The organism is uncultured Nocardioides sp., from assembly GCF_947489365.1.
Lineage (GTDB): Bacteria > Actinomycetota > Actinomycetes > Propionibacteriales > Nocardioidaceae > Nocardioides.
Genome location: NZ_CANLDB010000006.1, coordinates 195,222 through 222,014 on the forward strand (window position 1 = coordinate 195,222; position 26,793 = coordinate 222,014).

A 26,793-nucleotide genomic window follows, 5' to 3' on the forward strand; every position below is an offset into this window, starting at 1 on the left:
GTCAGGCCGCCGGGCCGCGGCTGCGCACGTCGGCCACGGAGGCCATCGCGTCGCGCAGCTCGGTGAGCCAGTCCCCCTCGTGCTCCCCGACGAGGCGCACGCACCAGGCGAGCGCGTCGGAGCGGGAGCGGGCGACGCCGGCCTCGACGAGCGTGTCGAGGACCAGGCGCTGCGGCTGCCGGAGCCGGGTCATCACCGGGGTGGCGACCGACGTCCAGGTCTCCGTGTGGTCGCCGATGCGCACCGCCCAGCTGATGGCGTGCTCGTAGCGGCGCTCGGCCTCCTGGGCGATCTCGATCCGCGCCTCGCGGGTCTCCTCGCGGAACTTGCGCGCCCGGCCCTCGCGCGCCTCGGCGCGCGCGGCGTCGGAGGCGTCGTCGGTGAGCCCGACGTCCGCGATCGCGAGGCTGACGGTGATCTCCTCGCGGTCGACCGTGATCGTCGCCGGGGCGTCCTGCCACGCCTCGGGGAGGCGGCCGGCGAACCACCCCTCCAGGCGGTCCTGCACATCCTGGGTAATCATGATTACATCATTACACGCTTGTGGCTGAGGCGTCCTCGACCGACGTGAGGTAGCCCTCCCGGACCAGCTCGCCGACCACCGGGAGCACCACCCGGGCGAGCAGCGTCGGGTCCTGCCCGGTGAGCTGCGCGACGGCCGCCACGATCCGGCCCAGCGTCAGGTCGCCGTCGCAGGCACCCACGATCGCGGCGGTCGCGGTGTCCACCTGGCGCGCCCGACGCAGCCCGGAGGTCCGGCGCAGGACGATCGTCGCGGGGTCCTCCGCCCCGGGCTCCCCGACGCTCTCCTGCTGCACGTCGGCGCCCCGGACGAGCCGGTCGGCCGGGCCGACGGACGCCGGCGCGTCGAACCACTCGGCGATCGCCGACGCGATCGGCTGGTCCACCTCCCACGGCCAGTCGAGGAGCTCACGCCGACCGCTCCCGGCGGTGCGGAGGTTGATCCAGCCGAACCCCACGCCCGTGATGCGCTGCTCGGCGAACCAGGACAGCCAGGTGTCGTAGCGCCGGTCCCGCTCCTCGCCGACCACCCCGGCGTCGGCCAGCCAGACCTCGACGTACGCCGACGGGTCGAGGACCTCCCGCTGCACCACGAAGGCGTCGCAGTCGGCGTCGAGCCACGCGCCGAGCCGCTCGTCCCAGCCGCGGCCCTCGACGTGGGCCCAGTTGGCCAGCACCTGGCAGGTCCCGCCGGGCAGCAGGTGGGACGGCGCCCGCCGGACGAGGTCCTCGACCACGCGGTCGCCCGGGATGCCGGAGTCGCGGTAGACGAGCTGCTCCCCCGTCGCCGGGGAGATCACGAACGGCGGGTTGGTCGTGATCAGGTCGAACGCCTCGCCGCGGACCGGCTCGAAGAAGGAGCCGTCCCTGACCTCGACCTGCCCGTCGGGCAGGTCGTTGAGCGCGACGTTGAACCGGGTCGCCCACAGCGCCCGGTCGTTGACGTCGGTGGCCACCACCCGATCGGCGTGCCCCGCGAGGTGGAGCGCCTGGACGCCGCAGCCGGTGCCGAGGTCGAGGGCGCTCCCCACCTCGTGGCGCAGGCTCAGCTGGGCCAGCGACGTGGACGCCGAGCTCACCCCGAGGACGTGGTCGGTGGTGGTGCGGTGGGGCCGGCCGTCCATGCCCGGGGTCAGGTCGGCCACCAGCCAGTGGTCGCGCGGCGTGCCGTCGGGGGCGCCGACGGCGTACGGGCGGCAGTCCCAGCGCGCGGCGACCTCCCCGACGCTGGCGGCCAGCAGGCCCGCCGCGGCGAGCGGGTCGACGAGGTCGCCCAGCGCCCGCTCGGCCTCGCTGCGCGGCACCGCCACCTGGAGCAGGAACAGCCGGACGAGGGTCTCGAGCGGCGTCCCGCCCGTCGTACGACGACGGCCCGGGACGGTCTGGTTGCGACCCAGCGCCCGGTGGGCCTCCTCGCCGATCAGGTCGACGACGCGGTCGTGGGTGTAGTCGGCGGCGAGGAGGGCCTCGCGAAGACGGTGGGGCAGGTCGCTGCTCATGCTCAGCGATCCTGCCAGCGACCGCGCCCACCACGCCGATCGGAGATCGAGGCGCGAGGCCGGCCACGGCCGAACCACGAGATCCCCGCACCCGACGCGGGGCCCCTCACCGGGTCTCGTGGCTCGTCGCTGGCGCTCCTCGCACCTCGACCTCCGGGCTTGCCACCGGAGATCGAGGCGCGAGGCGCGAGGCCGGCCACGGCCGAGCCACGAGATCCCCGCACCCGACGCGGGGCCCCTCACCGGGTCTCGTGGCTCGTCGCCGGCGCTCCTCGCACCTCGACCTCCGGAGGCGTCAGGCGCGGGCGGCGGCCTCCGGGGCCTCCTCGCCGATCACCGACGAGCGGCGCTTGGAGAGGACGACGGCGATCACGATGCCGGCGGTGGCGACCAGGGAGATCGCGATCGCGACCGGCCGGTTGGCATCCTCGCCGAGCGTCAGCGACACGACCGCGCCGACGACGAGCAGCGAGACCAGGTTCATCACCTTGAGCAGCGGGTTGATCGCCGGGCCGGCGGTGTCCTTGAACGGGTCGCCGACGGTGTCGCCGATGATCGTGGCCTCGTGGGCCGGGGAGCCCTTGCCGCCGTGGTGGCCGTCCTCGACGAGCTTCTTCGCGTTGTCCCAGGCGCCGCCCGCGTTGGCGAGGAAGACCGCCATGAGCGTGCCGGAGCCGATGGCCCCGGCCAGGAAGCCGGCCAGGGCGCCGACGCCGAGGCCGAAGCCGACGGCGATCGGGGACAGGATCGCGAGGATGCCGGGCGTGGCCAGCTCGCGCAGCGAGTCGCGGGTGACGATGTCGACGACCTTGCCGTACTCCGGGCGGCCGGTGCCCTCCATGATCCCGGGGATGTCGCGGAACTGGCGGCGGACCTCCATGACCACGGCGCCGGCGGCGCGGCCGACGGCGTTGATCGCGAGGCCGGAGAAGAGGAACACCACCGCGACGCCGATCAGCACACCGACGAGGACGTCGGGGCTGAAGACGAAGAACCCGGAGACGAAGCTGAGGGTCTCGGCCTGGTCGAGGCTCGCCTCGTTGACCGCCTCGAGCGCCGTGCCGATGTAGGAGCCGAACAGGGCGCTCGCCGCGAGAACGGCGGTCGCGATGGCGATGCCCTTGGTGATCGCCTTCGTGGTGTTGCCGACCGCGTCGAGCTCGGTGAGGATCTGCGCGCCCTCTTCGCTGACGTCGCCGGACATCTCCGCGATGCCCTGGGCGTTGTCGGAGACCGGGCCGAAGGTGTCCATCGCGACGATGACGCCGACGGTGGTCAGCAGGCCGCACCCGGCGAGGGCGACGGCGAACAGGGCCACGGACAGCGACCCGGCGCCGAGCAGGAACGCCCCGAACACCGCGGCGCCGATCACCAGGGTCGTGTAGACGGCCGACTCGAAGCCGACCGAGAGGCCGGAGAGGATGACGGTCGCGGCGCCGGTCAGCGACGTCTTGCCGACGTCCTTGACGGGGCGGAAGTCGGTGCCGGTGTAGTAGCCGGTCAGCGCCAGGATCGCTGCGGCGAGCACGACGCCGATCACGACGGCGACGGCGGCGATCAGGGCCGGGTTGCCGGTGGGCTCGACGCCCACGAGCGCGTCCAGCGGGCTCTGGGACACGTTCGAGAGCTCGCCGAAGCTGGTCGGCAGGTAGACGAACGCGAGGACCGCGGAGCCGATCGCACCGATCGTCGCGGAGATGTAGAAGGCCCGGTTGATGGTGGTGAGGCCGTTCTCGCCGGCGCGGGGCTTCGTGAGGTAGACACCCGCGATCGCGGTCAGGACGCCGATCGCCGGCACCAGCAGCGGGAAGACCAGGCCGGCGTCACCGAAGGCGATGCCGCCGAGGATGAGCGCGGCGACCAGCGTGACGGCGTACGACTCGAAGAGGTCCGCGGCCATGCCGGCGCAGTCGCCCACGTTGTCGCCCACGTTGTCGGCGATGGTGGCGGCGTTGCGGGGGTCGTCCTCGGGGATGTTGTTCTCGACCTTGCCGACCAGGTCGGCGCCGACGTCGGCGGCCTTGGTGAAGATGCCGCCGCCGACGCGCATGAACATCGCGAGCAGCGCGGCACCGAAGCCGAAGCCCTCCAGCACGACCGAGGCCTCCTCCTGGAAGACCAGCACGACGATGGAGGCGCCGAGCAGGCCCAGGCCGACGGTGGCCATGCCGACCACGGCGCCGGTCCGGAAGCCGATGTGCATCGCCGGGTCGCGGCCCTGGCTCTCGGCGGCCGCGGCGACGCGCAGGTTGGCGCGCACCGCCAGCGACATGCCGAGGTAGCCGATCGCGGCCGAGAAGCCGGCCCCGAACACGAACGCCACCGAGCGGGCGATCCGGATGACGGCGTCGTCCGCGGGGAGCGCGAGGAGGAGGAAGAAGGCGAGCGCGGCGAAGACGGCGAGGGTGCGGAACTGCCGGGTGAGGTACGCGTTGGCGCCCTCCTGGACGGCGCGCGCGATCGTCTTCATGTTCTCGCTGCCCTCGGCCGCCGCCAGCACCTCACGACGGAAGACGACCGCCATGACGAGCGCGACGAGGGCGATCGCGGCCACGATCCCCACGAGGACGAAGTTGCCCCCGGAGACCTGGACGGCGGAGTTCTCCGCCGAGGAGGCCGAGATGAGGGTTGCTGACATGTGCTTCCTCCTGGGGGTGGCGCGACGGGCGCAGCATGCAGGACGCGTGCGCTCGTCTGTGACCCACGTCGCACGACGGCGTCATGTAACCACGCCGGACCGACACTCCGGCGGGAGGTGTGACGTGGGGCACACCGTGTCCCCGGAGGAGGAGAAGGGCTCAGCCGGCGGCGGACAGCGCGTCGGTGCTGTCGTGGATCGTGAAGACCGAGGCCAGGCCGGTGATCGAGAAGATGCGCAGCAGGCGCTGGGAGTTGCAGACGAGCTCGAGGCTGCCGTCCTCGGCGCGGACCTTCTTCAGCCCGCCGACGAGCACGCCGAGGCCGGTCGAGTCCAGGAAGCCCACGCCGGTCATGTCCACGACGAGGTGACGGTGGCCGGAGCCGACCAGGTCGGTGAGGCAGTCACGCAGCTCCGGCGCCGTGTAGACGTCGACCTCGCCACCCACGACGACGACGGTGCGCCCACCGAGGTCGCGGGTCTCGAGCGTCAGCTCCACGGGGACTCCATCCGCACGGGCGTCGTGTCAGGGGTGCGCCCGAGGAAGCGACTTGCGGTGACACGGTTGGCGACCAACCCCCCCGGACTGAGTGCCGGGGACAATGAAACCACGGATCCGGGCCCGGGCGCAGGGGTATGCGAGGGTGACCCGCCTCGTGGGACGACGGCCTCGCCGGCCCGTCCCCGGCCGGTCGAGGGCTGCCTGCGGAGCGTTGTCGGTGGACTTTGCCAGACTCGGGTCGTGAGCACGTCGACCCTGACCCGCAGCGCGCGGGACCTGCTCGCGCACCTGGTCGGTCCGACGGGACGCGACGACCGGCTCACCCACCTGGAGGTGCTCCCCGCGCGGGCGGCCCGGACCACCGACTGGCCGGAGTGGGTCGACCCGCGGGTCCGCGCGGCGTACGCCGGGCGCGGGGTGCTGCAGCCGTGGGCCCACCAGGTCGACGCCGCGCAGGCCGCCCGCGGCGGCGAGCACGTGGTGGTCTCGACCGGGACGGCGTCCGGCAAGTCGCTGGCCTACCTGCTGCCGGCCCTCACCGCCGCTCTGGAGACCCGCGGCCGGCGGGGGCAGCGGGGCGCGACGACGCTCTACCTCTCCCCCACCAAGGCCCTCGCCCAGGACCAGCTGGCCTCGATCTGCGACCTCGGGCTCGACCTGCGGGTGTCCACCCACGACGGTGACAGCCCCCGCGAGCAGCGGGACTGGACGCGTGACCACGCCGAGTACGTCCTGACCAACCCCGACATGCTGCACCGCTCCCTGCTCCCCGACCACGCCCGGTGGGCGCGCTTCCTGGGGTCGCTGCGCTACGTCGTGGTCGACGAGTGCCACCACTACCGCGGGGTCTTCGGCGCCCACGTCGCCCACGTGCTCCGGCGGCTGCGACGCCTCGCGGCGGCGTACGGCGCGGAGCCGACGTTCGTGCTCGCCTCGGCCACCGTCGCCTCCCCCGAGGAGTCCGCCGGGCGCCTGACGGGCCTGCCGGTGCGGGCGGTCACCGACGACGCCTCCCCCCGGGGGGAGGTCGCGATGGCCCTGTGGGAGCCGCCGCTCGGCGAGCACACCGGTGAGAACGGCGCCCCGGTCCGGCGCGCGGCGTCCTCCGAGACCGCGGACCTGCTCGCCGACCTCGTCGCCGCGCAGGTGCCGACGCTGGCGTTCGTGCGCTCCCGCCAGGGCGTGGAGCGGGTCGCCGCGACGGCCGCCGCGCTGCTCGCCGAGGTCGACCCCTCCCTGCCGGGCCAGGTGGCGGCGTACCGCGGCGGCTACCTGCCCGAGGAGCGCCGCGAGATCGAGGCCGCGCTGCGCTCGGGCCGGCTGACCGGGCTGGCCGCGACCACGGCCCTCGAGCTCGGCATCGACGTCTCCGGGCTCGACGCGGTGCTCGTGGCGGGGTTCCCCGGCACCCGGGCGGCGCTGTGGCAGCAGGTCGGTCGCGCCGGTCGCGCCGGCGGGGACGCCCTGGGCGTGCTGATCGCCCGGGACGACCCGCTGGACACCTACCTGGTCACCCACCCGGAGGCACTGTTCGGTCGCCCCGTCGAGGCGTCGGTCTTCGACCCGGCCAACCCCTACGTGCTCGGGCCCCAGCTGGCCGCGGCGGCGGGCGAGATGCCGTTGACCGCCGCGGACCTCGAGCTGTTCGGGCCAGGCTCGCGCGACGCGATCCGCTCGCTGTGCGAGGCCGGGCTGCTGCGCCGCCGTCCGCGCGGGTGGTTCTGGGACGGTGCCGTCGTCGACGGCCGCCCCTGCGACCTCGCCGACCTCCGGTCGACCGGCGGTCCGGCGGTGTCGCTGGTCGAGGCAGGCACGGGCCGTGTGGTCGGCACCGTCGACGGCGACCGCTCCCACTCGACGGTCCACCCCGGCGCGGTCTACGTCCACCGCGGCGAGCGGTGGCTCGTCGACGACCTCGACCTCGACGCCCACGTCGCGACGATGGAGCGCGCCGCCCCGCCGTACTCGACGAGCGCACGGGAGGTCACCGACATCCGCGTCGTCGAGGAGACCGCGGCCCAGGACTGGGGTCCGTGCCGGCTCGCCCACGGCACCGTCGAGGTGTCCCACCAGGTCGTGTCCTTCCTGCGGCGTCGCGACCCGGGCGGCGAGGTCATGGGCGAGGAGCCCCTCGACCTCCCGGTCCGCACGCACGACACCCACGCCGTGTGGTGGACCGTCCCGGACGCCGTCCTCGAGGCCGCCGGCCTCGACGAGGTCGACCGCCCCGGCGCCGCCCACGCCGCCGAGCACTGCGCGATCGGCCTGCTGCCGCTCTTCGCGACCTGCGACCGCTGGGACATCGGAGGCGTCTCCACCGCCCGCCACCCCGACACCGGCGAGCTCACCGTCTTCGTCCACGACGGCCGGCCCGGCGGGGCGGGCTTCGCGGAGCGGGGGTACGCCGCCGCCCGCGCCTGGCTGACCGCCACCCGCGAGACGATCCTGTCCTGCCGCTGCGAGTCCGGCTGCCCCTCGTGCGTGCAGTCCCCGAAGTGCGGCAACCAGAACAACCCCCTCGACAAGCAGGCCGCCGCCCGCCTCCTCGGCGTCCTGCTGTCCTCCTAGCCGCCGGGTCGGCAGGTCCGCCGCCTCACTGCTCCGGTCCGGCGCGGGCCCGGCCGACCGGGTCGCCGGTCCACCCGAGCCACCGGGGGCCGGTGACGCGGGTGGTGACCAGGACGTCGTACCGCTCGACGTGGCAGGACTCCAGGCTCGCGCCGTTCGCGACGGCGACGGCGGCCGCCTCGGCGCAGGCGTCCTCGCCGCGCTGGTGGACGGTCGCCCCCGAGATCGCCGCCAGGTCGGCGGCGGCCTGGGCGCGGCGGTGGTCGGCGAACACGGACGCGACCACGCCGCACGCCGCCGCGACGAGCACCAGCACCCCGAGGAGGGCGCACACCACGACCGTGGCGGCGCCCTCCTCCCCGCGTCGACGGGCCGAGCTGCGGTACGGCGGGCTCACCCGGCGTCCCGCTGCTCCGAGGCGGCGACCGCCTCGGCCCGGACGGTCACGGTCGGCAGGAACCCGAACAGCCCGCCCGGCCCGGCCACCGGGGCCGCGGCGCTCGCCCGCACCCGGTCGCCCGTGCTCGCCACGGACACCTCCGCGCCGTCCGGGGCGACCTGGCGCCCGAGCGCCAGCGCCTCGGCGTCGGAGTCCCCGCGCGCCGCCGCTCGGGCGGTCTCCCGGGCGGCGTCCACCACACGGACCTGCGCGGCACCCACCGCGAGCAGCCACACCAGGCCGATCGTGACCGCGACCAGCAGCGGCAGCGCCATCGCCGTCTCCGCCGTCACCGCGCCCCGCTCGCCCCGCCCGCCGGGATCGGCCCGCCGACGCGGGTCGCTCACCCGATGCCCAGCAGCCCGAGCACGTGGTCGAACAGCGTGCGCAGCAGGCTGTTGCCCAGTCCGCCGGTCAGCAGCGTGTAGAGCAGACCCGCGAGCCCGGCTCCGGCCGCCGTGCCCACGGCGTACTCCGCCGTGGTGATGCCCCGCTCGTCGCGGGCGGCCCGGCGCCTGCCGACCCACCCCGTCGTCCGTGTCCTCATCGGTCCTCCTCACTCCTGCGGCCGCACGGTGCGGCCCCTGGAGCGAGCCTCGGTCCGCGGCGACCCTCCGCGCCGGGCCGCGGCGCGACCCTGTGCAGAGGACGACCGGTCCGGCGCCGGTGGACGGTGATCGGCTCGGACGAACGGCGCACGGCTCACAGCAGACCGGTGACCATCCCCGCCACCATCGGGACGACGCCGAGCAGGAGGAAGGCCGGGAGCAGGCACAGCCCCAGCGGCAGGGCGGCGCGGACGCCGACCGCGCGGGCGCGGTCCTCGACGTCGGCGCGCGCCCGCTGGGCGAGGTCGTCGGCCAGCCGGGCGACAGCGTCCGCGACGGACGCCCCGCTCGACTCCGCCCTCGCCAGCGTGCGTCCGAGCGGGGCGAGCACGGGATCGGCGGCGAGGTCGGTCCACACCTGCTCCGGGTCGATCCCGAGGTCGAGGCGCGCCCGGACGCCGGCGAGACGGTCCGCGGCCGGTCCGGGCAGCGCGTCGCAGACGGCCTGCACCGACCGGCCCGGTGGTGCGCCCGCGGCGAGCGCGCCGGCGAACAGGTCGACCAGCGACGCCAGGTCGCGGCGGGCGGCCTCCCGGGTACGGCGGGCCGCGGCGGGCTCCGCACGGGTGGCCAGCACCCACGTGCCGACGGCGGCGGCGAGGGCCGCTACCGGCGCGAGCGGTCCCGGGACGACGACGAGGGCCCCGGCCCCGACCAGGGCCGCCGAGAGCCACCGCGTGCGCCCGAGGAGGTCCCCGCGCTCGACGGGGTCCGGGGGCGGTGCGGGCGGGAGGTCGGGACGGGGCCGGGGCGGCCGGGCGAGCACGACCGTCAGGAGGGCGGCGCCGGCGGCGACCCACACGGCGAGTGCGGCGCTCACGTCGAGACCTCGACCTCGTCGGCGATGACCTCGATCCACCACAGCCCGGCCAGCCCCAGCGCGAGGCCGCCGGCGAGGCACGCCAGGCCGACGGGGGTCGCGAGGAGGAAGGTCCACGGGTCGCCGCCGGTCCCGGTGCCCATGAGGAGCGCCAGGACGGGCAGGCCCGCCAGCAGCCGGGCGGTCGAGCGGGCGGAGGCCAGCTCGGAGGTGACCACCCGCCGGGTGGCCTGTTGGGCGCGCAGGCCGTCCGCGACCCGGGACAGCGCCGCGGACAGCCCGTGGCCCGTGCGGTGGGCGACGTCCCAGGCGGCGGCGACGAGGCGCAGGTCGCCGCAGCCGGGGGCATGGGCGAGGGACCGGAGTCCGTCCGGGACGTCGGCACCGACGGCGTGGGCGGCGGCCACCGGGGCGAGGGGCGGCCAGGTCGCGCACGCCCGGTCCAGCGCGGCCCCGGCCGGGCGTCCGGCCCGCAGGTCGGCCGCGAGCGCCTCGCAGGTCTCGCGGACGCGCTCGGCGTCCTCGGCGGCGGCACGCCGGCGACGACGCCTCGCCAGGAGGCAGGAGCCGGCCCACCCCGCGGAGGCCAGCACCCCGGCGAGGACCACGGTCCGCAGCGGCAGCCCGGCGAGGACCGCCCCGGCGACGCCCGCCCCGAGCAGGACCGGCACACCCCGCGATCCGCCGTACGACGCCCGGCCGGGCCGCCCGGCAGATCCTGCAGGTCTCGCGGACCCGGTGGCCGGAGGCACGAGCAGCGCACCGACCAGGCCGGCCGCCACCGCGGCCACGAGGATCGCGGCCGGCCCGCTCACCGCGACAGCCTCTCCTCCAGCACGTGGACCCCGGGCCCGGTGGTGACGTCCCCCGCGCCGTCGAAGACGAGGGCGGGCACGGTCGACACCAGGCCGTCGCGGTCCCGGACCAGGACCCCGACCTCGCGGAGGAAGCGGAGCCCGTCGGCGCGACGGGACACGTGCAGCACCGCGTCGAGCGCGGAGGCGAGCTGGCTGTGCGCGGCCTCGCGCGGCAGGCCGGCGGCGAGGGCGAGCGCCTCGACGCGGGCGGGGACGTCGGTGGCCGAGTTGGCGTGCAGGGTGCCGCAACCGCCGTCGTGGCCGGTGTTGAGGGCCGCCAGCAGGTCCACGACCTCGGCGCCGCGCACCTCCCCGACGACCAGGCGGTCGGGCCGCATGCGCAGGGCCTGACGGACGAGGGTGCGGACGGTGATCTCGCCCGCACCCTCGATGTTGGGCGGCCGGGCCTCGAGACCGACGACGTGGGGGTGGGCCGGGCGCAGCTCGCTGGCGTCCTCGACCAGCACCATCCGCTCGGTCACGGGCACCGTGGAGAGCAGCGCCGCGAGCAGCGTGGTCTTGCCCGAGCCCGTGCCCCCGGACACGAGGAAGGCCGCCCGCGCCGCGACGAGGTCGGTGAGGACCCGCGCCCCGTCGGCACTGACCGAGCCCGCCGCGACGAGCTCGTCCAGCGTGAACGCCCGGCTCCGCGGGACCCGCAGCGACAGCACCGTCCCCGGCCGTGCGACCGGGGCCAGGACGGCGTGGAAGCGGGTGCCGTCGGGCAGCCGGACGTCGACGTGCGGGGTGGCGTCGTCGAGACGCCGGCCCGCGGCGGCGGCGAGCCGCTGCGCCAGCCGACGGACGGCGGCGTCCGAGGTGAAGTGGACCCCGGCGGGCTCGAGCCCCTCCCCGCGGTCGAGGAAGACCTGGTCGGGGCCGTTGACCAGCACGTCGGTGACGCCGGGGGTTCGCAGCAGCGGCTCGAGGGGGCCGGCGCCGACCACGTCGCGGCGGAGGACCTCGTGGACCGCCAGCACGGTGGCGTCCCCCACCGGGCGCCCGGCCTCCCGCAGCGCGGCGGCCACCCGGTGGGGGGTCAGGTCGCCGGGCGCCGCGGCGAGGCGGTCCCGGACGGACTCCACCAGCGCCGCGACGACGTCCCGCTCGACGGTCCCGTCGGGCGGACCGGCGGCGGGACCGGTGGCGAGGGAGCCCGCGCGCGACCCGCTCACGCCGCCCGTCCCCGCGCCGGGACCAGGCCGACCTCGGGGAGGGCGAGCAGGGCGCGGGCCGTCCGGGCGAGGGGGCCGCGGTGCGAGCGCACCGGCCCCAGGCCGAGGTCGACGGCCTCGGACAGGCCCCGCTGGTCCGGCAGGCGCGCCGCCACCGGGACGCCGGTCACCCGCGCGACCTCCGCGGGGTCGAGCCCGGAGCCGCGGACGACGAGGCGCAGCGCCTCGGTCTCCCCGAGCCGGCGGCAGGTGCGCTGCGTGGAGGCGACGGCGGCCACGTCGGGCACGACGACGACGAGCACGAGGTCGCAGCGGCCGGCGAGGTCCGCGACCAGGTCGTCCCCGGCGCGCGGCAGGTCGAGGACGACGAGGTCGTGGCCCCGTCGTCCGGCGGCCACGGCCTCCCGGCAGGCGTCCCCGAACGCCTCCCCCACTGCGTGCGGCGAGGCCGCCGGCCGGGCGGGCCCGTCGAGGGCCTCGTGCGGCCAGGTGAGGACGCCGAGCCCGCCGCGGGAGGGCACCGCCTCGCGCAGCGACGACGCACCGAGGCGTCCCCCGCCGCGGACCAGGGCGTCCCAGCGGACGCCGGGCTCCTGCTCCAGGCCGAGGACGCGGTCGGCGCCGGGTCCCTGGGGGTCGCAGTCCACCACCAGCGCCGCGCCGCACGACGCCGCGACCTGCCCCAGCGCGCAGGCCAGGGTCGTCGCGCCCGCGCCGCCGCTCCCGCCGACGACGCCGAGCACGGCGCCGGGCGCCCGACCGAGGTCGTCGAGGTCGAGCAGCAGCGCCACGAGGTGGCTCTCGGCGCGGGGCAGCTCGCAGACCTCCTCGGCACCGAGGGCGAGGGCCGCACGGAAGGTGTCCGCGTCCGCCTGCCAGCCGACGACGCGGACGCCGTCCCTCCGCTCGGGCGCGCAGCGCACCGCGCGGGCGGCGACGTCGTCCCCGACCAGCACGCAGGGGGCCGTCGCCCAGGCCCGGAGCACGCCGGCCGGGTCGGCCGCCACGTCGGGAGTGGTCCCGGCGGCGGCGGCGAGGCGCAGCAGCTCCTCGAGCAGGGTCTCGTCGGCGGTGACGAGCAGTGGTCGTCTCATGCGGAGCAGGCTGCCCCGGCCCGCCCCAGGTCCGCCGCGGACGTCGCCCGCCCTGTGGAGCACCCGTCGTGCGCCGCGCCTGTGCACGCAAGTCGGCGGTCGCCGGGGAGGGTGCGGCCTAGACTGCGCGCATGCCGGCCCCGGCGATCCGCACCGCGGCGTTCTTCGACCTCGACAAGACCATCATCGCGAAGTCGAGCACGTTGGCCTTCAGCAAGCCCTTCCAGGCCGGGGGCCTCATCTCGCGCGGGGCGATGCTGCGGTCGGCGTACGCCCAGTTCGTCTACCTCGTCGGTGGCGCCGACCACGACCAGATGGAGAAGCTGCGCTCGTTCCTGTCCGACCTGTGCGCGGGGTGGGACGTCGCGACGGTGCGCGAGATCGTGGCCGACACGATCCACAACGTCGTCGACCCGCTCGTGTACGACGAGGCGGTCTCGCTGATCGAGGAGCACCACCTCGCCGGGCGCGACGTGGTCGTCGTGTCGGCGTCGGGCAGCGAGGTCGTCGAGCCGATCGGCGCGATGCTGGGCGCGGACCACGTGGTCGCGACGCGGCTGGAGATCGTCGACGGCAAGTACACCGGCGAGATCGCGTACTACGCGTACGGCGAGGAGAAGGCGGCCGCGCTGCGGGCGCTCGCCGAGGAGCGGGGCTACGACCTGGACCGGTCGTTCGGCTACAGCGACTCGGTGACGGACCTGCCGATGCTGGAGGCCGTGGGCCACCCGCACGCCGTGAACCCGGACCGCGACCTGCGGCGGGCGGCGACCGAGCGCGGCTGGCCGGTGCTGGTGTTCACCAAGCCGGTGGCGCTGCGGCGGCGACTGCCCCTGCCGCGGACAGTCCCCAGCATCGCGGCGCTGGGCATCGGCGGGATCACAGCCGTCGGCGGGCTCGCCTGGGCCGCACGCCGCCGCCGTACGAGCTAGGCGCCGGACCGCGGGACGGCCCGGGCCCGGACCGGCGAGGCTCGTGGCCGGCCGCCGGCCCGGGCGTCAGTGGGACGCGTCGCTCAGCACTCGAGCGCGGCGTCGAGGGTGATCTCGACCCCGGTCAGCGCCTTGCTGATGGGGCACTGCTCCTTGGCCTTGTCGGCGGCGGCCTTGAAGCCGTCGTCGTCGAGGCCCTCGACCTCACCGCGGACGGTGAGAGTGATGCCGGTGAGCTTGAAGCCGCCCGCGGGGTCCTCGCCCAGGGAGACGTCGGCCTTGACGTCGAGGGCCTGCGGGGTGCCGCCCGCCTCGGCGATGAACGCCGAGAGCTGCATGGCGTAGCAGGAGGAGTGGGCCGCGGCGACGAGCTCCTCGGGGCTGGTGGCGCCACCGGCCTCGTCGGCCGCGCGCTTCGGGAACGAGACGTCGTAGGTGCCGACCTTCGAGCTCGAGAGCTCGACCTGGCCGGAGCCGTCCTGCAGGCCGCCGTTCCAGGCGGTGCGAGCGGTGCGTGTGGGCATGTGGTGCCTCCTCCGTCGGAATGTTTCGTACACAACATAACGTACCAGCGCCTAGGATGGAAGGCGTGACCAACCAGTCCAGCGGGCCTCCGGACGGCGCCGAGACGCCCACCGGCGTGTCCGCGGACGCCCTGGACGCCCTGGTCTGCTTCGACCTGTACGCCGCGTCGCGCCTGGTCACGGCGGCGTACCGGCCGGTGCTGGCGGACCTGGGGCTGACCTACCCGCAGTACCTCGTGCTGATGGTGCTCTGGACCCGCGGCGAGTGCTCCATCAAGGAGCTGGCGACCACGCTGCGGCTCGACCACGCGACCCTGTCGCCGCTGCTGCGGCGCATGGAGTCGGCCGGCCTGATCGCGCGCGAGCGCAGCGTCGCCGACGAGCGCTCCGTCCTCGTCCGCACCACCGATCGCGGCGCCGCCCTGCACACGGTCCGGGACGACGTCTACTGCCGCATCAACGAGGCGATCGGTCTGCCGCCCGAGCAGGTGGCGCAGCTGCAGGGCCTGCTGCGGACGGTCACCGCCAACCTCGTCACGGACGGCTCCGACGTCACCCTGGGGTGAACCCAGGGTGACTCGCTGGACCACCCCCGGTGTGACCCAGGTCACTCACAGCCCCCAGGCGAAGTCAAGCCTTGTGCCGGCCGTCGGGTGGGAGTAGACCTGACCTCAGAACTCCACAAGCAGCACGTGACCGGGGGTACCCACGCGGCGTCCACCCATCGCACCTGGGAGCACGCTCCCGCGGCTCGTCCGCGGGGCGGCACAACGAGAGCACGCTTGGTAGCCCCGACGGTCACGTGTCAGCAGCGGCCCCCGACCCACGCGGACGGGGGCCGCTTGCTGTCCGAGGCGCGAGGCCCGCGACGGAGGAGCGGGACTCGCGACCCGAGGAGGTCGAGCGAGCGACACGACCGAGGGACGAGGTCACGCCGGCGGGTCGAGACCTCGGCGAGACGAGCTGCGGCCGCCACCACAGTCAGCAGGAGTCGCGGGAGGCTCGACCCCCGGTGGTCGAGCAGCGACTGAGCGCCGGCGGAGGAGCGTCCGTCGAGCCCCCGCGAGCCGTACGACGACCGGTGCGGCGACCTCGTGGCTCGGTCGCTGCGCGACGCTCGCACCTCGATCTCCGGAGATGTCGCTCCGCGACGCTCGCACCTCGATCTCCGGAGATGTCACCGCGCGACGAGCGGGCTGGCCTCGACGCCGGCGGAGTAGGCCTCGGCGGCGTACAGCAGCCAGGCGTGGACGCCGGGCTGGCCGCCGTCGCGGTAGCCACGGAGGTTCGACTCGTACTGCGGGCGCAGGGCGAGGTGGCCCGCCTCGGGGACCGACAGCGAGGTGGCGTCCACGCGCCGGGAGGCGAGCACGAGGCGCTCGGCAGCCCGCGCGACGACCCCGTTGTGGGAGGCGAACGGCGCGCCCGTCGCCACCTCGGCGTGGACGACCGCCGCGAGCAGCATCGCCGGCGCCTGCGACGGGGTGGACAGCAGCGACGACAGCCCCCGCAGCCGCTCGGAGGCCTCCGCACCGCGCGGCCGTCCGAGCTCGTCGGCCTCCAGCGTCCCCGCCCCGGCCAGCGCGTGGAGCCGCGCGAACGCCTGCAGCGGGGTCCGCTCCAGCACCGGGCCGAGCCCGAGCAACTCGCCGGAGACCCGCAGGGCGGCGACCGCGACGTCGTCCCCGCGGCCCTCGCGCATCTCCTCGACCGAGGCGGTCGAGCCCTCGAGGACGGCGGAGGCACAGGCGCCCCGCAGGAGCGACTCGGACGTCGTCGACGGCGGCGTACGACGCAGGCCGCGGTCGCGCAGGATGGCGTCGAGCCCGTCGCGGGCGGCCGCGAACGCGGAGGCCACCCCCTCCAGCGAGGCCAACCGGTCGAGGGGGCCCTCCAGGGGCGGGCGCGGCGAGGCGGACGGGTCGGGCACGGCACCACGCTAGAGGGACGGGGGCCGGGGCCGGCGCGGAGTAGCGTGCGCGGGTGCGCACCCGGATCCGCCACGGACTCCCCCGCCGGGTCACGGACCTCGGCAGCGAGGCCGACCGGGCGACGTTCCGCACGCTCCACACGGCCTCGCTGGCCTCCCCGGCCCTGCGCGAGGGGCTGACCGTCGCCAGCGCGGAGCGCAGCCTCAAGCACCTCCGGGCGCTGCTCGGCGCCCCCGCCGTGGCGCTGACCGACACCTCCGCCGCGCTGGCCTGGGACGGCGAGGGCGAGCACCACGCCGAGGCCTGCGGGGCGCTCGCCGAGCCCGTCGTCCGCCACGGCAGCACCCGCGCGGGCGACGCCTCCGTCCTGACGTGCGACGTCCTCGCGTGCCCGGTCGACGAGGTCGTCGTCGCGCCCCTCGTCATCGACGAGCGCGTGGTCGGGACGCTGCAGGCGTTCAGCACCCGCACCACCGCCGGGCTCGCCCGGGCCACCGACGAGGTCGCCCGCTGGGTCTCCGGGCAGCTCGAGCTCGCCGAGCTCGACGCCAGCCGGCGGCGGCTGATGGAGGCCGAGGTCCGCGCCCTGCGCGCGCAGATCAGCCCCCACTTCATCTACAACTCGCTCGGCGCCATCGCCAGCTTCGTCCGCACCGACCCCGACCGGGCGCGCGAGCTGCTGCTGGAGTTCGCGGACTTCACCCGCTACTCCTTCCGCCGCCACGGCGACTTCACGACGCTCGCCGAGGAGCTCCGCTCCGTGGAGCGCTACCTGTTGCTCGAGCAGGCGAGGTTCGGCGAGCGGCTCCAGGTCACCCTCAACGTCGCCCCCGAGGTGCTGGCCGTCGCCGTGCCGTTCCTGTGCATCCAGCCGCTCGTGGAGAACGCCGTACGCCACGGGCTGGAGGCCGCCGAGGGGGTGGGCCACATCCGGATCGTGGCCCACGACCGCGGCACCGAGTGCCTCATCGAGGTCGAGGACGACGGGGTCGGCGAGGACCCCGAGCGGGTACGACGCGCCCTCGCCGGGGACGCCGACCTCGACTCCGTCGGCCTCGGCAACGTCGACGCGCGGCTGCGGACGACGTTCGGCGACGACTTCGGCCTCGTCGTCGAGACCGCCCCCGGCGCGGGCACCCGGGTGCTCGTGCGGGTGCCGAAGTTCGCCCCCGGGGTGGTCGCGTGAGCGGCGGCCTGCGGGTCCTCGTCGTCGACGACGAGCAGCCCTCGCGCGACGAGCTGGCGTACCTCCTCGGGCGCGACGAGCGGGTGGCCGCCGTCGACACCGTCGGCTCCGCCGCGGAGGCCCTGCGCCGGCTGCACGCCGACCCCCCCGACTGCCTGGTCCTCGACGTCCAGATGCCCGGCACGACCGGCCTCGACCTCGCCGCGGAGGTCGCCCGCCTGCCCAGCCCGCCGCCGGTGGTGTTCGTGACCGCCCACGACCAGCACGCCGTCGCCGCCTTCGAGCTGAGCGCCGTCGACTACGTCCTCAAGCCCGTGCGCGCCGAGCGTCTCGCCGAGGCCGTACGACGGGTGGTCCGGCTGGGCGAGGGCGGCGCGGCCGGCCCCGGTGCGACGCCGGGGGCGACGACGGTGCCCGTCGAGCGGGGCGGTGCCACCCGGTTCCTCGACCTCGCCGAGGTCACCCACGTCGAGGCGCACGGCGACTACGTCCGCCTCCACACCGGCGACGACGCCTACCTGCTGCGCGCGGCCCTGTCGTCGCTGGAGGAGGAGTGGGCCGCCGCGGGGTTCGTCCGGGTGCACCGCTCGCTGCTGGTCTCGCTGTCCCACGTCACCGCGCTGCGCTCGACGGGCGGCCGGACGAGCGTCGTCGTCAGCCCCGCGGGGTCGGAGGCGGAGACCGAGCTCGCCGTGGCCCGCCGCCACGCCCGCGAGCTCCGCGAGCTGCTGGTCGGGCGGGCCACGCCGTGAGCGAGCCCCGCCCGACCCGGGTGCGGGTCACCGGGCCGCCGCGGCACGTCCGGCCCGGAGCCGCACGACCCGCGCTCGACGACTCCTCCACCCTCGGCGGCGTCTACCTCGGCTCGCTGCTGCGGGAGCAGGGCCGCCTCGCCGTCCGCGTGCTGGGTCTTCTCGTGCTCCTGGTCGGCTCCCTGCCGCTGGTGTTCCACCTCGCCCCCGGCCTCGCCCGCCTCGAGCTGCTCGGTCTCGGGCTGGCGTGGCTGCTGCTGGGCGTCCTGGTGTACCCGCTGCTCGTGGTCATGGGCTGGCGCTTCGTCGTCCGCGCCGAGCGCAACGAGCGCGACTTCGCCGACCTCATGGACGAGCGGCGCCGGTGAGGCGTCCGTGACCGCCGACGTGGTCCCCGGCGTCGTCGCCGTGGCGCTCGTGACGATCGCGACGCTCGCCATCGGGTCGTACCGGCAGCGCTTCTCCCGCACCACCAGCGACTTCTTCGTCGCCTCCCGCACCGTGCGGCCCGCGCTGAACGCCTCCGCGATCGGCGGGGAGTACCTGTCCGGCGCCTCGTTCCTCGGCATCGCCGGGCTGCTGCTCGTCTTCGGCGCCGACATGCTCTGGTACCCGGTCGGCTTCACCGCCGGCTACCTCGTCCTGCTGGTCCTGGTCGCCGCCCCGCTGCGCCGCTCGGGGGCGTACACGCTGCCCGACTTCGCCGAGGCGCGCCTCGGGTCGCGGGGCGTGCGGGCCGCCTGCTCGGTGCTCGTGGTGGCCGTCGGGTGGCTGTACCTCCTGCCGCAGTTCGAGGGCGCCGGGCTGACCCTCTCCGCCGCGGTCGGCGCTCCCCGCTGGGTCGGCGCGGTCGTGGTGGGGGTCGTCGTGGTCGTCGGCGTGGGCTCCGGCGGCATGCGGGCCATCACGTTCGTGCAGGCGTTCCAGTACTGGCTCAAGCTCACCGCCCTGCTCGTGCCGCTGGCGGTGCTGCTCGTCGTGTGGATGGGCGACGGGAGCCCCGGACCGGTCCTCCGCACCGACACTGCCCAGTGGTCCCTGCCGCTGGCGGACGGCGGGGGCGCCGGCCTCTACGCGACGTACTCGCTGATCGTCGCGACCTTCCTCGGCACCATGGGGCTCCCCCACGTGGCGGTGCGGTTCTACACCAACCCCGACGGCGGCGCGGCCCGTCGTACGACGCTCGTGGTGCTGGTGCTGCTCGGCGTGTTCTACCTGCTGCCGCCGGCGTACGCCCTGCTCGGCCGGGTGTACGGCGAGTCGCTGGCCGCCGCGGGACGCAGCGACGTGATGGTCCTCGAGCTCCCGCGGGTGATGCTCCCCGGGATGGCCGGCGAGCTGCTCACGGCACTCGTCACGGCGGGGGCGTTCGCGGCGTTCCTGTCGACGTCGTCCGGGCTCGCTGTCGCGGTCGCGGGCGTGCTCGGCCAGGACGTCACCGGCCGCCTCCCCGGCCTCGCCGGACGGCGGGGCACGCTGTCCGGCGTCCCCGCCTTCCGGCTCGGCGCCGTGATCGCGGTCGCCGTACCGCTCGGGGTGAGCCTGCTCGTGCCCGACCTCGGCGTCGCCCGCTCGGTGGGCCTGGCCTTCGCGATGGCCGCGTCGACCTTCTGCCCGCTGCTCGTGCTCGGCATCTGGTGGCGCGGCCTGACCGCCCCCGGCGCCGTCGCGGGCCTCGTCGCCGGCGGGCTGGGCTGCGGCGGCGCGATCGTCACGACCTTCTCCCCCGCCCCGGTGACCGGCTGGGCCGGCGTCCTGCTCGAGCAGCCCGCGGCCTGGAGCGTCCCGCTCGCCGTCCTCGTCATGGTCGCCGTCTCGCTCGCCACCCGCGACCGCGTCCCCGCCCACGCCGGCCGCTTCCTGGTCCGCCTCCACACCCCGGAGTCCGTCCGCCCCTAGCCCGCTGACACTCCCCAGGACGTCGAGTCGGCACGTCTGCGCACTTGTACGACGCCGAGTCGGCACGTCTGCGCACTCGTACGACGCCGAGTCGGCAAGCCGCCACGGCCGAGCCTGCGAGGCCGCGAACGCGGGTCGAGACCCGGGAAGACGGATGACGACGACGACCAGACCCCCCTCTCGTGCGCAGACGTGCCGACTCGACCCTGTTCTGCTGCGCAGACGTGCCGACTCGAGCCTGTTTCGCTGCGCAGACGTGCCGACTCGACCCCTCGCAGGCGCTTGAGAATGATTCCCGTTACAGTCTGCGCTCGTGTCCGCGACCGACGTCTCCCGCCTGCTGCGGCGGGCCGACCGCCGGGCGGCCGTCGCGACCGGCGGGGGGCTGGTCGCAGTGGTCGTCCTGGTGGTCGTCTCGGCGGCGACGGGGACGGTCCCGGTCACGCTCGGTGAGGCTGCCCGGTTGTGCCTCGGACACCTCGTGCCCGGCATGCCGTGGATGAGCGACGGGTCGCTGACGCCGCTGCAGGACCAGGCGGTCTGGCAGTTCCGGGTCCCCCGCGCCCTCCTCGCCGCCTGCGCAGGCGCGGGCCTCGCGCTGGCCGGGGCCCTGATGCAGGCCGTCGTCCGCAACCCGCTGGCGGAGCCGTACGTCCTCGGGGTCTCCGCCGGCGCCGGCCTCGGCGCCGTCCTCGTCATCACCCTCGGCTCCACCGCGGTCGGGGGACTCGGGCTCGGCGCGGCCGCGTTCCTCGGCGCCACGCTGACCTCGGCGCTCGTCGCGTCCCTCGCGCGCCTGCACGGCACGGTCGCGCCGACCCGGATGATCCTCTGCGGCGTCGCCGTCGGCTCCCTGCTGAGCGCGCTGACGAGCTACCTGACCCTCACCACGGACGCCCAGAACGTCGTGTCGGTGCTCTTCTTCCTCCTCGGCAGCGTCTCCGCCGCCGACCTCGGCGCCGTCGGCGTCGCCGGGGCCGCCCTCGCGGTGGCGCTCCCGGTCTCGCTCCTGCTCGCCGGCCGCATGGACGCCCTCGTCGCGGGCGACGAGGCCGCCACCGCCCTGGGCGTGGACGTCGACCGGCTGCGGCTGGTGCTCATGCTCGTCGCGTCGCTGCTCACCGGCGCGGTGGTCAGCGTCAGCGGCGGCATCGGGTTCGTCGGGCTCGTCGTCCCCCACGTCGCCCGCATCCTCGTCGGCGGGCGCCACCGCCGCCTGATCCCGGTCGCGGTCGCCGGGGGCGCCGCCTTCCTGGTCCTCGCCGACCTCCTCGCTCGCACCGCGGCCGTCCCGACCGAGGTCCCCCTCGGCATCCTCACCGCCGTCGTCGGCGCGCCCTTCTTCCTCTGGCTGGTCCGACGGGACGCCGCGAGCACGGGCGGGGTCGACCGGTGAGCGGGCTCGAGGTCGACGGTGTCAGCCTCCGGCTCGGCGACCGACAGGTCCTCACCGACGTCAGCCTCCACGTGCCGCCCGGACGCTTCGTCGGCCTGCTCGGCCCCAACGGCAGCGGCAAGACCAGCCTCCTGCGCTGCGCCTACCGCCGGCTGCGGCCCGACGCCGGGACCGTCCGCGTCGACGGTCAGGACCTCTGGACGACGCGGCCCCAGGCCGTGGCCCGGCAGGTGGCCGCCATGACGCAGGACCCCGGCACCGCGCCGGAGACCACCGTCCTCGAGACCGTGCTGCTCGGCCGCCTGCCCCACCGGCGCGGCCTGCGCGCCGCCCACGACGAGGCAGACCTCGACGCCGCCGTCCGCGCCCTCGAGCGGGTCGGCGCGCTCGACCTCGCGGACCGCCAGGTCGGCCGCCTCTCCGGCGGGCAGCGCCAGCGGGTCCTCCTGGCCCGCACCCTCGCCCAGGACGGCCGCGTCGTCCTCCTCGACGAGCCCACCAACCACCTCGACGTCGCCCACCAGCTCGACCTCGTCGCCCTCGCCCGCCGCCTCGCGCACGACGAGGGCCGCGTCGTCGTCGCCGCCCTCCACGACCTCGGGCTCGCCGCCGCCCACTGCGACGCCCTGGCGCTGCTCCACGACGGCCACCTCGTCGCGTACGGCGACCCGGCCGACGTCCTCGACCCCGTCCGGGTGCGCGAGGTGTTCGGCGTCGACGCGACCCGGGTGACCACTCCCGACGGCCACCTCCTCCTCGACCTGAGATCCACCCGCACACCCCACCCAGCGAAGGACCCCGCATGAAGAAGCTCCCCCTCTCCGTCCCCGCCCTGGCGGGCCTCGCCCTCCTCGCCGCCTGCGGCAGCGACGTCACCCAGGCCACCCCCGACGCAGCGACGGGCAGCACCCCCTCGACCGTCACGATCGAGAACTGCGGCGAGGAGCGCACCTACCCCGTCGGTCCGACCGCCGTCGTCGGGATGGCCCCCGCGCAGACCGAGCTCGTCGTCCGCCTCGGCGCGGTCGACGCGCTCGCCGGACAGGCCCAGACCGCGATGGCACCGCTGCCCGACGACGTCGCCACCGAGGTCGCCGACGTCCCGGTCGTCAGCGAGGACACCCCGCCCGCCCGCGAGGACCTCCTCGCCGTCGGCCCCGACCTCGTCCTCTCCCCCACCGGCTACGAGTTCACCGCCGAACAGGGCTTCGCGAGCCTCGAGCAGCTCGACCGTGCGGGCGCGGCGGCGTACGTCGCCACCGGCGGCTGCCTCGAGCGCCGGATGACCGGCACCGTCGACGACCTCCTGGTCGACCTCGACAACCTCGGGGCCGTCCTCGACCGCGAGGCCGAGGCCGCCGAGCTCGCCGAGCAGGCCGAGGCCGAGCTCGCCGCGGTCGACGAGGCCGTCGAGGGCTTGGAGCAGCCGAGGGTCGCCCAGCTGTACGTCGAGGGCGACACCATCTCCGCGATCGGCGCCGGCATCGAGCCCGACATGGTCGCCCGCGCGGGCGGCGAGAGCGTCTACTCCCCCGACGAGGACGCGTTCGCCGACTTCTTCGCAGCCACGGTGAACCCCGAGGACGTCGCCTCCCGCGACCCCGAGGTGATCGTCTTCGCCGTCGCCGACGAGGCGGCCGCGGAGGAGGTCGAGGCGACGCTGCGCCGCACGTTCCCCGACGTCCCCGCCGTGCGCGACGACCGGCTCGTGGCGGTCGACCAGGCCGACACCTTCCCGGGCTCGCTCGGCAACGTCCGCCTGGTGCGGCAGATGGCGGAGGCGTTCCACCCGGACGCCTTCTGAGACGCGCCCCGCCATGCTCGCCCGTGACCCCGCCTTCGTCCGCTTCGCGCTCGCGCGGCTCCTGGGGTGGACCGGCGCGGGCATGACCCTGGTGGTGCTGCCGCTGCTGGTCCTCGACCTCGGCGGCGGTCCCGCGCTGGCCGCCGTGCTCGTCGCCGCGCCGGCGGGCGCCTACCTGCTGCTCGGCCTGCCCGCCGGTGCCGTCGCCGACCGGCTGCCCCGCGGGGTGACCCTGGTCGGCTGCGCCCTCGGCGGCGCCGTGGCACTGGGGTCGGTGCCCATGGCGGCGGCGTACGGCGGCCTCGGGGTCGGGCACGTCGCGGCGGCCGCGCTCGCGGTCGCGGCCCTGAACGTCTTCGCCGACTCCGCGACCTTCGGCGCGCTTCCCACCCTGGTGGGCCGGGACCGGCTCGCGCGCGCCCAGGGCTTCCTCACCACCGCCGGGACGCTCACCGGCATCCTCGCCCCCGCCGTCGCCGGCGTCCTGGTCGCCCCGCTGGGCCTCGCCGGGGTCCTGTGGTGCGAGGCCGGCGCCCTCGTCGCCTCCGCGGCCCTGTACGCCGGCCTGCCGGTCGGAGGTGGTGGGTCCGCCGCTGTTGCGGGCTGGCGGGAAACGATCGCCGAGGGCCTGCGCTTCGTGCTCGCCCACGAGCTCGTCCGCCCGCTGACCCTGCTCGGCGTCGGGCTCTCCCTCGCCGGCGGCGCCGTCCTCGGCCTGTACGCCGTCCTCGCCGTCACCGAGCTGGGACTGACCCCGGACGACGGCCGTGTCGGCCTGCTCGCCACCGGCAGCGCCGTGGGGTCGGCCGTGGCCGGGTTGCTGGTGGGGCGCGTGCAGCGACGCTGGGGACCCGGCCTCGTCGCCACCGTCGGGTACGGCGTCGGCTGGGTGCTGCTGCTCGCCTTCGCCGCAGCGCCGGGGCTCGCGACGGCGGTGGCCGCGCTGACGGCGTACTCGTGCGTGGTCACCCTGGTGATCGTCAACGGCATCGTCGCCCGCGCGCAGGTCACGCCCGACGACCTCCAGGGCCGCGTCAACACCACCGCGCGGATGATCGCCTGGGGCGCGCAGCCGCTGGGGGCGGCCCTGGCCGCGGCCCTCGTCGGCCCCCTCGGCGCCCGCGGCGCGATCGCGGTCGTCGGCACCGGCCTCCTGGTCTCGCTGCTCGTCGCCCTGCGGCTGCGCCTGTGGCGCGTCCCGGTCCACCCGCCTTGCGCGAAAACCCCCGCGTCGTGAAACAACACCGACACGCTTCCGTGCCAGGGTGCTGCCCGTGAGCATGCTGGAGAGCTACTTCAAGGTCAGCGAGCGCGGCTCGACGCTGGGTCGGGAGATCCGCGGCGGGGTCGTCACCTTCGTGACGATGTCGTACATCGTCGTGCTGAACCCCCTCATCCTCGGCTTCGCCCCGGACATCGACGGCGGGTTCCTCGGCAGCAGCACCGGCGAGCCGAACCTGCCCGCGATCGCCGCCGGCACGGCCCTGGTCGCCGGGGTGATGAGCATCCTCATGGGGGCCGTCGCGAACTTCCCGCTCGCGCTGGCAACCGGCCTCGGGCTCAACGCGTTCGTCGCCGTCGCGATCGCCTCCCGCATGACCTGGGCCGACGCGATGGGTCTCGTCGTGATCGAGGGCGTGCTCATCCTGATCCTGGTGCTCACCGGGTTGCGGAAGGCGGTGTTCCTCGCCGTCCCCCGCGAGCTCAAGGTCGCCATCTCGGCCGGCATCGGGCTCTTCATCGCGTTCATCGGGTTCGTGGACGCCGGCTTCTCGCGGCGCTACCCCGACGCCGCGATGACCACGGTCCCCGTGCAGCTCGGCCCCAACGGCGCCCTCGACGGCTGGCCCGCCCTGGTCTTCGTGCTCGGGCTGGTCCTGCTCGTCGCCCTGTGGGCGCTGAAGGTGCGCGGCTCGATCCTCATCACCATCGCCGTCGGCACGATCCTGGCGTTCGTGCTGGAGGCGGTGTTCGACATCGGACCCGGCGGCGCCGAGAACCCGACCGGCTGGGCCCTGTCGGTGCCCACGGCGCCGACGCAGTGGTTCGGCCTGCCCGACCTCGGCACGCTCGGGCAGTTCAACCTGCTCGGGTCCTTCCAGCAGATCGGCGTCGTGGCCGCGGTCCTGCTGGTCTTCACGCTCCTGCTCGCGGACTTCTTCGACACCATCGGCACGATGACCGCGATCGGTGCCGAGGCCGGGCTGAACGACAAGGACGGCTCCCCGCCGAACACCCAGCGCATCCTCATCGTCGACTCCGTCGCCGCGATCGCCGGCGGCGCGGGCGGCGTCTCGTCGAACACCTCCTACATCGAGTCCGCCTCCGGCGTCGGCGAGGGCGCCCGGACCGGCATCGCCGCGATCGTCACCGGCGTGCTGTTCCTGCTCACGACGTTCTTCGTCGGCGTCGTCTCCGCGATCCCGTCCGAGGCCGCCGTCCCCGCGCTGGTGCTCGTCGGGTTCCTCATGCTGCGCGGCGTCAAGGAGATCGACTGGGACGACCTCGAGGTCGCCCTCCCGGCGTTCCTCACGATCATCCTGATGCCGTTCACGTACTCCATCACCGTCGGCATCGGCGCCGGCTTCCTGGCCTACGTGCTGATCAAGGTGGTGCGCCGCAAGCCCAGCGACGTCTCCCCGCTCATGTGGGGCATCGCCGCCGCGTTCCTGATCTGGTTCGCGATCGCACCGCTCACCGCGCTGCTGACCTGACAGCCGCCCCTCCGCTGGTCGAGCGCGCCCACCGCTGGTCGAGCAGCACGCGAGCCCCTGGGCGAGCGCGCGTCGTCGAGACCCGGTGGGACGGGAGCGGGGCCGGCCATCAGTGGAGGCGATCACTGTCTCTCGGAGACAGCGATCGCCTCCGTTGCGCGACTCGGTCTCGACGACGCGGCCTCGCTGCGCTCGGCTGCTGCTCGACCACCTGGAAGGAGGCGTCAGCGCGAAGGAGGCGTCAGCGCGCGGCCGACCTCAGCGCCGTGAACCGCGCGCACAGCAGGTCGACCAGCAACGGGTGGGTGCCCAGGACGTCGGCGACCACCCCGGCCCCGGCCTCGAGCGACTGCGTCCGCGCCTTGTCGGCGAAGTACCCGGGCGAGAGCAGGTACGGCGACACGGCGTCGCCGTCCCGGACCACCTCGGCCGGACGTCGTCCCCGCGCGGTCAGCGTGGCCACCTCGACCTCGCCGCCCCACTCGTCGGCGAGCAGCTCGGCGGCCCGCTCCTGGTCGCGGGTGGCGAGCTCGTCGCTCGACCCGGCCGCGACCAGCACGACCCGCGTGCCCGGCTGCGCCCCGGCGTCGAGCAGGCGAGCGGCCTGCGCCTGCGCGACCTGACGGTGCGGCCCGAACGGCCGGCCCATCGTCAGCGGGCCGCCCGCACCCTCCGCCATCGACGGCAGGTCGGTGCGGATGTGGAACCCGGTCGACAGCAGCAGCGGGACGGCGACCGTCGGCTCGGTCGAGCCCGCGACGACGTCGGCGAACAGCGGCTCGGACAGCTCGACGTACGAGCAGACGGCCTCGATCCCCAGCCGCTCGGCGGCCAGCGCCGTCAGCTCGGCCGCGATGGCGTTGCCCGACGACTTCCGGGTGCCGTGGGCGACGGTGACGAGCCTCATGGCTCCATCATCCGCCGCCCACGGCG

The 26,793-nt window shown here is 75.6% G+C and carries 26 protein-coding genes; 12 read left to right on the forward strand and 14 right to left on the reverse strand.

The genetic code is table 11. The features are described from left to right. Position 1 precedes the first annotated feature (1 nt). The 4 genes from Q0858_RS16795 to Q0858_RS16810 all read right to left on the reverse strand — a co-directional run bounded on the left by Q0858_RS16795 (position 2) and on the right by Q0858_RS16810 (position 5,158). Entirely contained in the window at positions 2–523 is a 522-nt protein-coding gene (locus tag Q0858_RS16795; RefSeq protein WP_299056817.1) for a hypothetical protein, read from the reverse strand. A gap of 10 nt (positions 524–533) precedes the next feature. After that, entirely contained in the window at positions 534–2,021 is a 1,488-nt protein-coding gene (locus Q0858_RS16800; RefSeq protein ID WP_299056820.1) for a methyltransferase, read from the reverse strand. Between the two features lie 295 nt (positions 2,022–2,316). Further along, positions 2,317–4,659 (reverse strand): sodium-translocating pyrophosphatase, encoded by a 2,343-nt coding sequence (locus tag Q0858_RS16805; protein ID WP_299056823.1) that lies wholly within the window; start codon positions 4,657–4,659, stop codon positions 2,317–2,319. Between the two features lie 160 nt (positions 4,660–4,819). Further along, on the reverse strand, positions 4,820–5,158 hold the full coding sequence (locus tag Q0858_RS16810; RefSeq protein WP_299056826.1) for an STAS domain-containing protein: 339 nt from the start codon (positions 5,156–5,158) through the stop codon (positions 4,820–4,822). Between the two features lie 243 nt (positions 5,159–5,401). On the opposite strand from Q0858_RS16810, the gene Q0858_RS16815 reads away from it, so the two are divergent. Beyond that, positions 5,402–7,729 (forward strand): DEAD/DEAH box helicase, encoded by a 2,328-nt coding sequence (locus Q0858_RS16815; RefSeq protein ID WP_299056828.1) that lies wholly within the window; start codon positions 5,402–5,404, stop codon positions 7,727–7,729. 25 nt (positions 7,730–7,754) lie between these two features. Here the strand turns inward: Q0858_RS16815 and Q0858_RS16820 are convergent, their stop codons facing one another. From Q0858_RS16820 to ssd, 7 genes are all read right to left on the reverse strand, one after another. Further along, the gene (locus Q0858_RS16820; protein WP_299056829.1) at positions 7,755–8,126 is read right to left on the reverse strand and encodes an Rv3654c family TadE-like protein; all 372 of its coding nucleotides are present in this window, start codon (positions 8,124–8,126) and stop codon (positions 7,755–7,757) included. After that, positions 8,123–8,515, reverse strand: coding sequence for a TadE family type IV pilus minor pilin (locus Q0858_RS16825; RefSeq protein WP_299056831.1), 393 nt, complete (start codon positions 8,513–8,515; stop codon positions 8,123–8,125). Before Q0858_RS16825 ends, Q0858_RS16820 begins: the two co-directional genes overlap by 4 nt. Next, positions 8,512–8,715 carry a DUF4244 domain-containing protein gene (locus Q0858_RS16830; RefSeq protein ID WP_299056832.1) on the reverse strand — a complete coding sequence of 68 codons (204 nt, stop codon included), beginning with the start codon at positions 8,713–8,715 and terminating at the stop codon, positions 8,512–8,514. Before Q0858_RS16830 ends, Q0858_RS16825 begins: the two co-directional genes overlap by 4 nt. Before the next feature lie 155 nt (positions 8,716–8,870). Further along, positions 8,871–9,596 (reverse strand): type II secretion system F family protein, encoded by a 726-nt coding sequence (locus Q0858_RS16835; RefSeq protein ID WP_299056834.1) that lies wholly within the window; start codon positions 9,594–9,596, stop codon positions 8,871–8,873. Continuing rightward, positions 9,593–10,411, reverse strand: a complete 819-nt coding sequence (locus Q0858_RS16840) for a type II secretion system protein (RefSeq protein WP_299056835.1) — start codon at positions 10,409–10,411, stop codon at positions 9,593–9,595. Before Q0858_RS16840 ends, Q0858_RS16835 begins: the two co-directional genes overlap by 4 nt. Continuing rightward, positions 10,408–11,541, reverse strand: coding sequence for a TadA family conjugal transfer-associated ATPase (locus Q0858_RS16845; RefSeq protein WP_299057044.1), 1,134 nt, complete (start codon positions 11,539–11,541; stop codon positions 10,408–10,410). The genes Q0858_RS16840 and Q0858_RS16845 overlap by 4 nt, the downstream gene beginning before the upstream one ends. Positions 11,542–11,624: 83 nt before the next feature. Then, positions 11,625–12,722: a septum site-determining protein Ssd gene (gene ssd / locus Q0858_RS16850; protein ID WP_299056838.1), complete on the reverse strand. Its 1,098-nt coding sequence runs from the start codon at positions 12,720–12,722 to the stop codon at positions 11,625–11,627. A 131-nt stretch (positions 12,723–12,853) separates the two neighbouring features. Here ssd and Q0858_RS16855 point away from each other — a divergent pair, with 131 nt between their 5' ends. Next, the gene (locus tag Q0858_RS16855; RefSeq protein WP_299056841.1) at positions 12,854–13,654 is read left to right on the forward strand and encodes an HAD family phosphatase; all 801 of its coding nucleotides are present in this window, start codon (positions 12,854–12,856) and stop codon (positions 13,652–13,654) included. A gap of 83 nt (positions 13,655–13,737) precedes the next feature. Here the strand turns inward: Q0858_RS16855 and Q0858_RS16860 are convergent, their stop codons facing one another. Continuing rightward, positions 13,738–14,178, reverse strand: coding sequence for an OsmC family protein (locus Q0858_RS16860; protein WP_299056842.1), 441 nt, complete (start codon positions 14,176–14,178; stop codon positions 13,738–13,740). Positions 14,179–14,243: 65 nt separating this feature from the next. Here Q0858_RS16860 and Q0858_RS16865 point away from each other — a divergent pair, with 65 nt between their 5' ends. Beyond that, entirely contained in the window at positions 14,244–14,744 is a 501-nt protein-coding gene (locus Q0858_RS16865; protein ID WP_299056845.1) for a MarR family transcriptional regulator, read from the forward strand. 611 nt (positions 14,745–15,355) lie between these two features. On the opposite strand, the gene Q0858_RS16870 is transcribed toward Q0858_RS16865, so the two are convergent. Next, positions 15,356–16,108 (reverse strand): oxidoreductase, encoded by a 753-nt coding sequence (locus Q0858_RS16870; protein WP_299056848.1) that lies wholly within the window; start codon positions 16,106–16,108, stop codon positions 15,356–15,358. 53 nt (positions 16,109–16,161) lie between these two features. Between Q0858_RS16870 and Q0858_RS16875 the strand changes: the two genes are divergently transcribed. The 9 genes from Q0858_RS16875 (at position 16,162) to Q0858_RS16915 (ending at position 25,860) form a co-directional block, all read left to right on the forward strand. After that, positions 16,162–17,295, forward strand: coding sequence for a histidine kinase (locus Q0858_RS16875; protein WP_299056851.1), 1,134 nt, complete (start codon positions 16,162–16,164; stop codon positions 17,293–17,295). Next, on the forward strand, positions 17,292–18,047 hold the full coding sequence (locus Q0858_RS16880; protein ID WP_299056853.1) for a LytTR family DNA-binding domain-containing protein: 756 nt from the start codon (positions 17,292–17,294) through the stop codon (positions 18,045–18,047). Before Q0858_RS16875 ends, Q0858_RS16880 begins: the two co-directional genes overlap by 4 nt. Next, a complete protein-coding gene (locus tag Q0858_RS16885; protein ID WP_299056856.1) occupies positions 18,044–18,415 on the forward strand; it encodes a hypothetical protein in 372 nt (123 codons plus the stop codon). Before Q0858_RS16880 ends, Q0858_RS16885 begins: the two co-directional genes overlap by 4 nt. A 7-nt stretch (positions 18,416–18,422) precedes the next feature. Then, positions 18,423–19,946: a cation acetate symporter gene (locus Q0858_RS16890; protein ID WP_299056858.1), complete on the forward strand. Its 1,524-nt coding sequence runs from the start codon at positions 18,423–18,425 to the stop codon at positions 19,944–19,946. Positions 19,947–20,259: 313 nt separating this feature from the next. Beyond that, positions 20,260–21,342, forward strand: coding sequence for an iron ABC transporter permease (locus Q0858_RS16895; RefSeq protein ID WP_299056861.1), 1,083 nt, complete (start codon positions 20,260–20,262; stop codon positions 21,340–21,342). Next, complete coding sequence (locus Q0858_RS16900; protein WP_299056864.1) at positions 21,339–22,148, forward strand: ABC transporter ATP-binding protein; 810 nt, start codon at positions 21,339–21,341, stop codon at positions 22,146–22,148. The genes Q0858_RS16895 and Q0858_RS16900 overlap by 4 nt, the downstream gene beginning before the upstream one ends. Beyond that, the gene (locus tag Q0858_RS16905; RefSeq protein WP_299056867.1) at positions 22,145–23,146 is read left to right on the forward strand and encodes an ABC transporter substrate-binding protein; all 1,002 of its coding nucleotides are present in this window, start codon (positions 22,145–22,147) and stop codon (positions 23,144–23,146) included. Before Q0858_RS16900 ends, Q0858_RS16905 begins: the two co-directional genes overlap by 4 nt. A 13-nt stretch (positions 23,147–23,159) precedes the next feature. Then, on the forward strand, positions 23,160–24,383 hold the full coding sequence (locus tag Q0858_RS16910) for an MFS transporter (RefSeq protein WP_299056870.1): 1,224 nt from the start codon (positions 23,160–23,162) through the stop codon (positions 24,381–24,383). A gap of 43 nt (positions 24,384–24,426) precedes the next feature. Then, on the forward strand, positions 24,427–25,860 hold the full coding sequence (locus tag Q0858_RS16915) for an NCS2 family permease (RefSeq protein WP_299057046.1): 1,434 nt from the start codon (positions 24,427–24,429) through the stop codon (positions 25,858–25,860). A 241-nt stretch (positions 25,861–26,101) separates the two neighbouring features. Here Q0858_RS16915 and Q0858_RS16920 read toward each other — a convergent pair whose 3' ends face one another. After that, on the reverse strand, positions 26,102–26,767 hold the full coding sequence (locus Q0858_RS16920) for a CbiX/SirB N-terminal domain-containing protein (RefSeq protein WP_299056872.1): 666 nt from the start codon (positions 26,765–26,767) through the stop codon (positions 26,102–26,104). Between the last annotated feature and the right edge of the window lie 26 nt (positions 26,768–26,793).

Bases quoted from the DNA above. Each gene is read 5' to 3' on its own strand.
- Q0858_RS16800 (WP_299056820.1), bottom strand. From the start codon at position 2,021: ATGAGCAGCGACCTGCCCCACCGTCTTCGCGAGGCCCTCCTCGCCGCC.
- Q0858_RS16910 (WP_299056870.1), top strand. From the start codon at position 23,160: ATGCTCGCCCGTGACCCCGCCTTCGTCCGCTTCGCGCTCGCGCGGCTC.
- ssd (WP_299056838.1), bottom strand. From the start codon at position 12,722: ATGAGACGACCACTGCTCGTCACCGCCGACGAGACCCTGCTCGAGGAG.
- Q0858_RS16915 (WP_299057046.1), top strand. From the start codon at position 24,427: ATGCTGGAGAGCTACTTCAAGGTCAGCGAGCGCGGCTCGACGCTGGGT.
- Q0858_RS16795 (WP_299056817.1), bottom strand. From the start codon at position 523: ATGATTACCCAGGATGTGCAGGACCGCCTGGAGGGGTGGTTCGCCGGC.
- Q0858_RS16905 (WP_299056867.1), top strand. From the start codon at position 22,145: ATGAAGAAGCTCCCCCTCTCCGTCCCCGCCCTGGCGGGCCTCGCCCTC.
- Q0858_RS16920 (WP_299056872.1), bottom strand. From the start codon at position 26,767: ATGAGGCTCGTCACCGTCGCCCACGGCACCCGGAAGTCGTCGGGCAAC.
- Q0858_RS16805 (WP_299056823.1), bottom strand. From the start codon at position 4,659: ATGTCAGCAACCCTCATCTCGGCCTCCTCGGCGGAGAACTCCGCCGTC.
- Q0858_RS16860 (WP_299056842.1), bottom strand. From the start codon at position 14,178: ATGCCCACACGCACCGCTCGCACCGCCTGGAACGGCGGCCTGCAGGAC.
- Q0858_RS16830 (WP_299056832.1), bottom strand. From the start codon at position 8,715: ATGAGGACACGGACGACGGGGTGGGTCGGCAGGCGCCGGGCCGCCCGC.
- Q0858_RS16855 (WP_299056841.1), top strand. From the start codon at position 12,854: ATGCCGGCCCCGGCGATCCGCACCGCGGCGTTCTTCGACCTCGACAAG.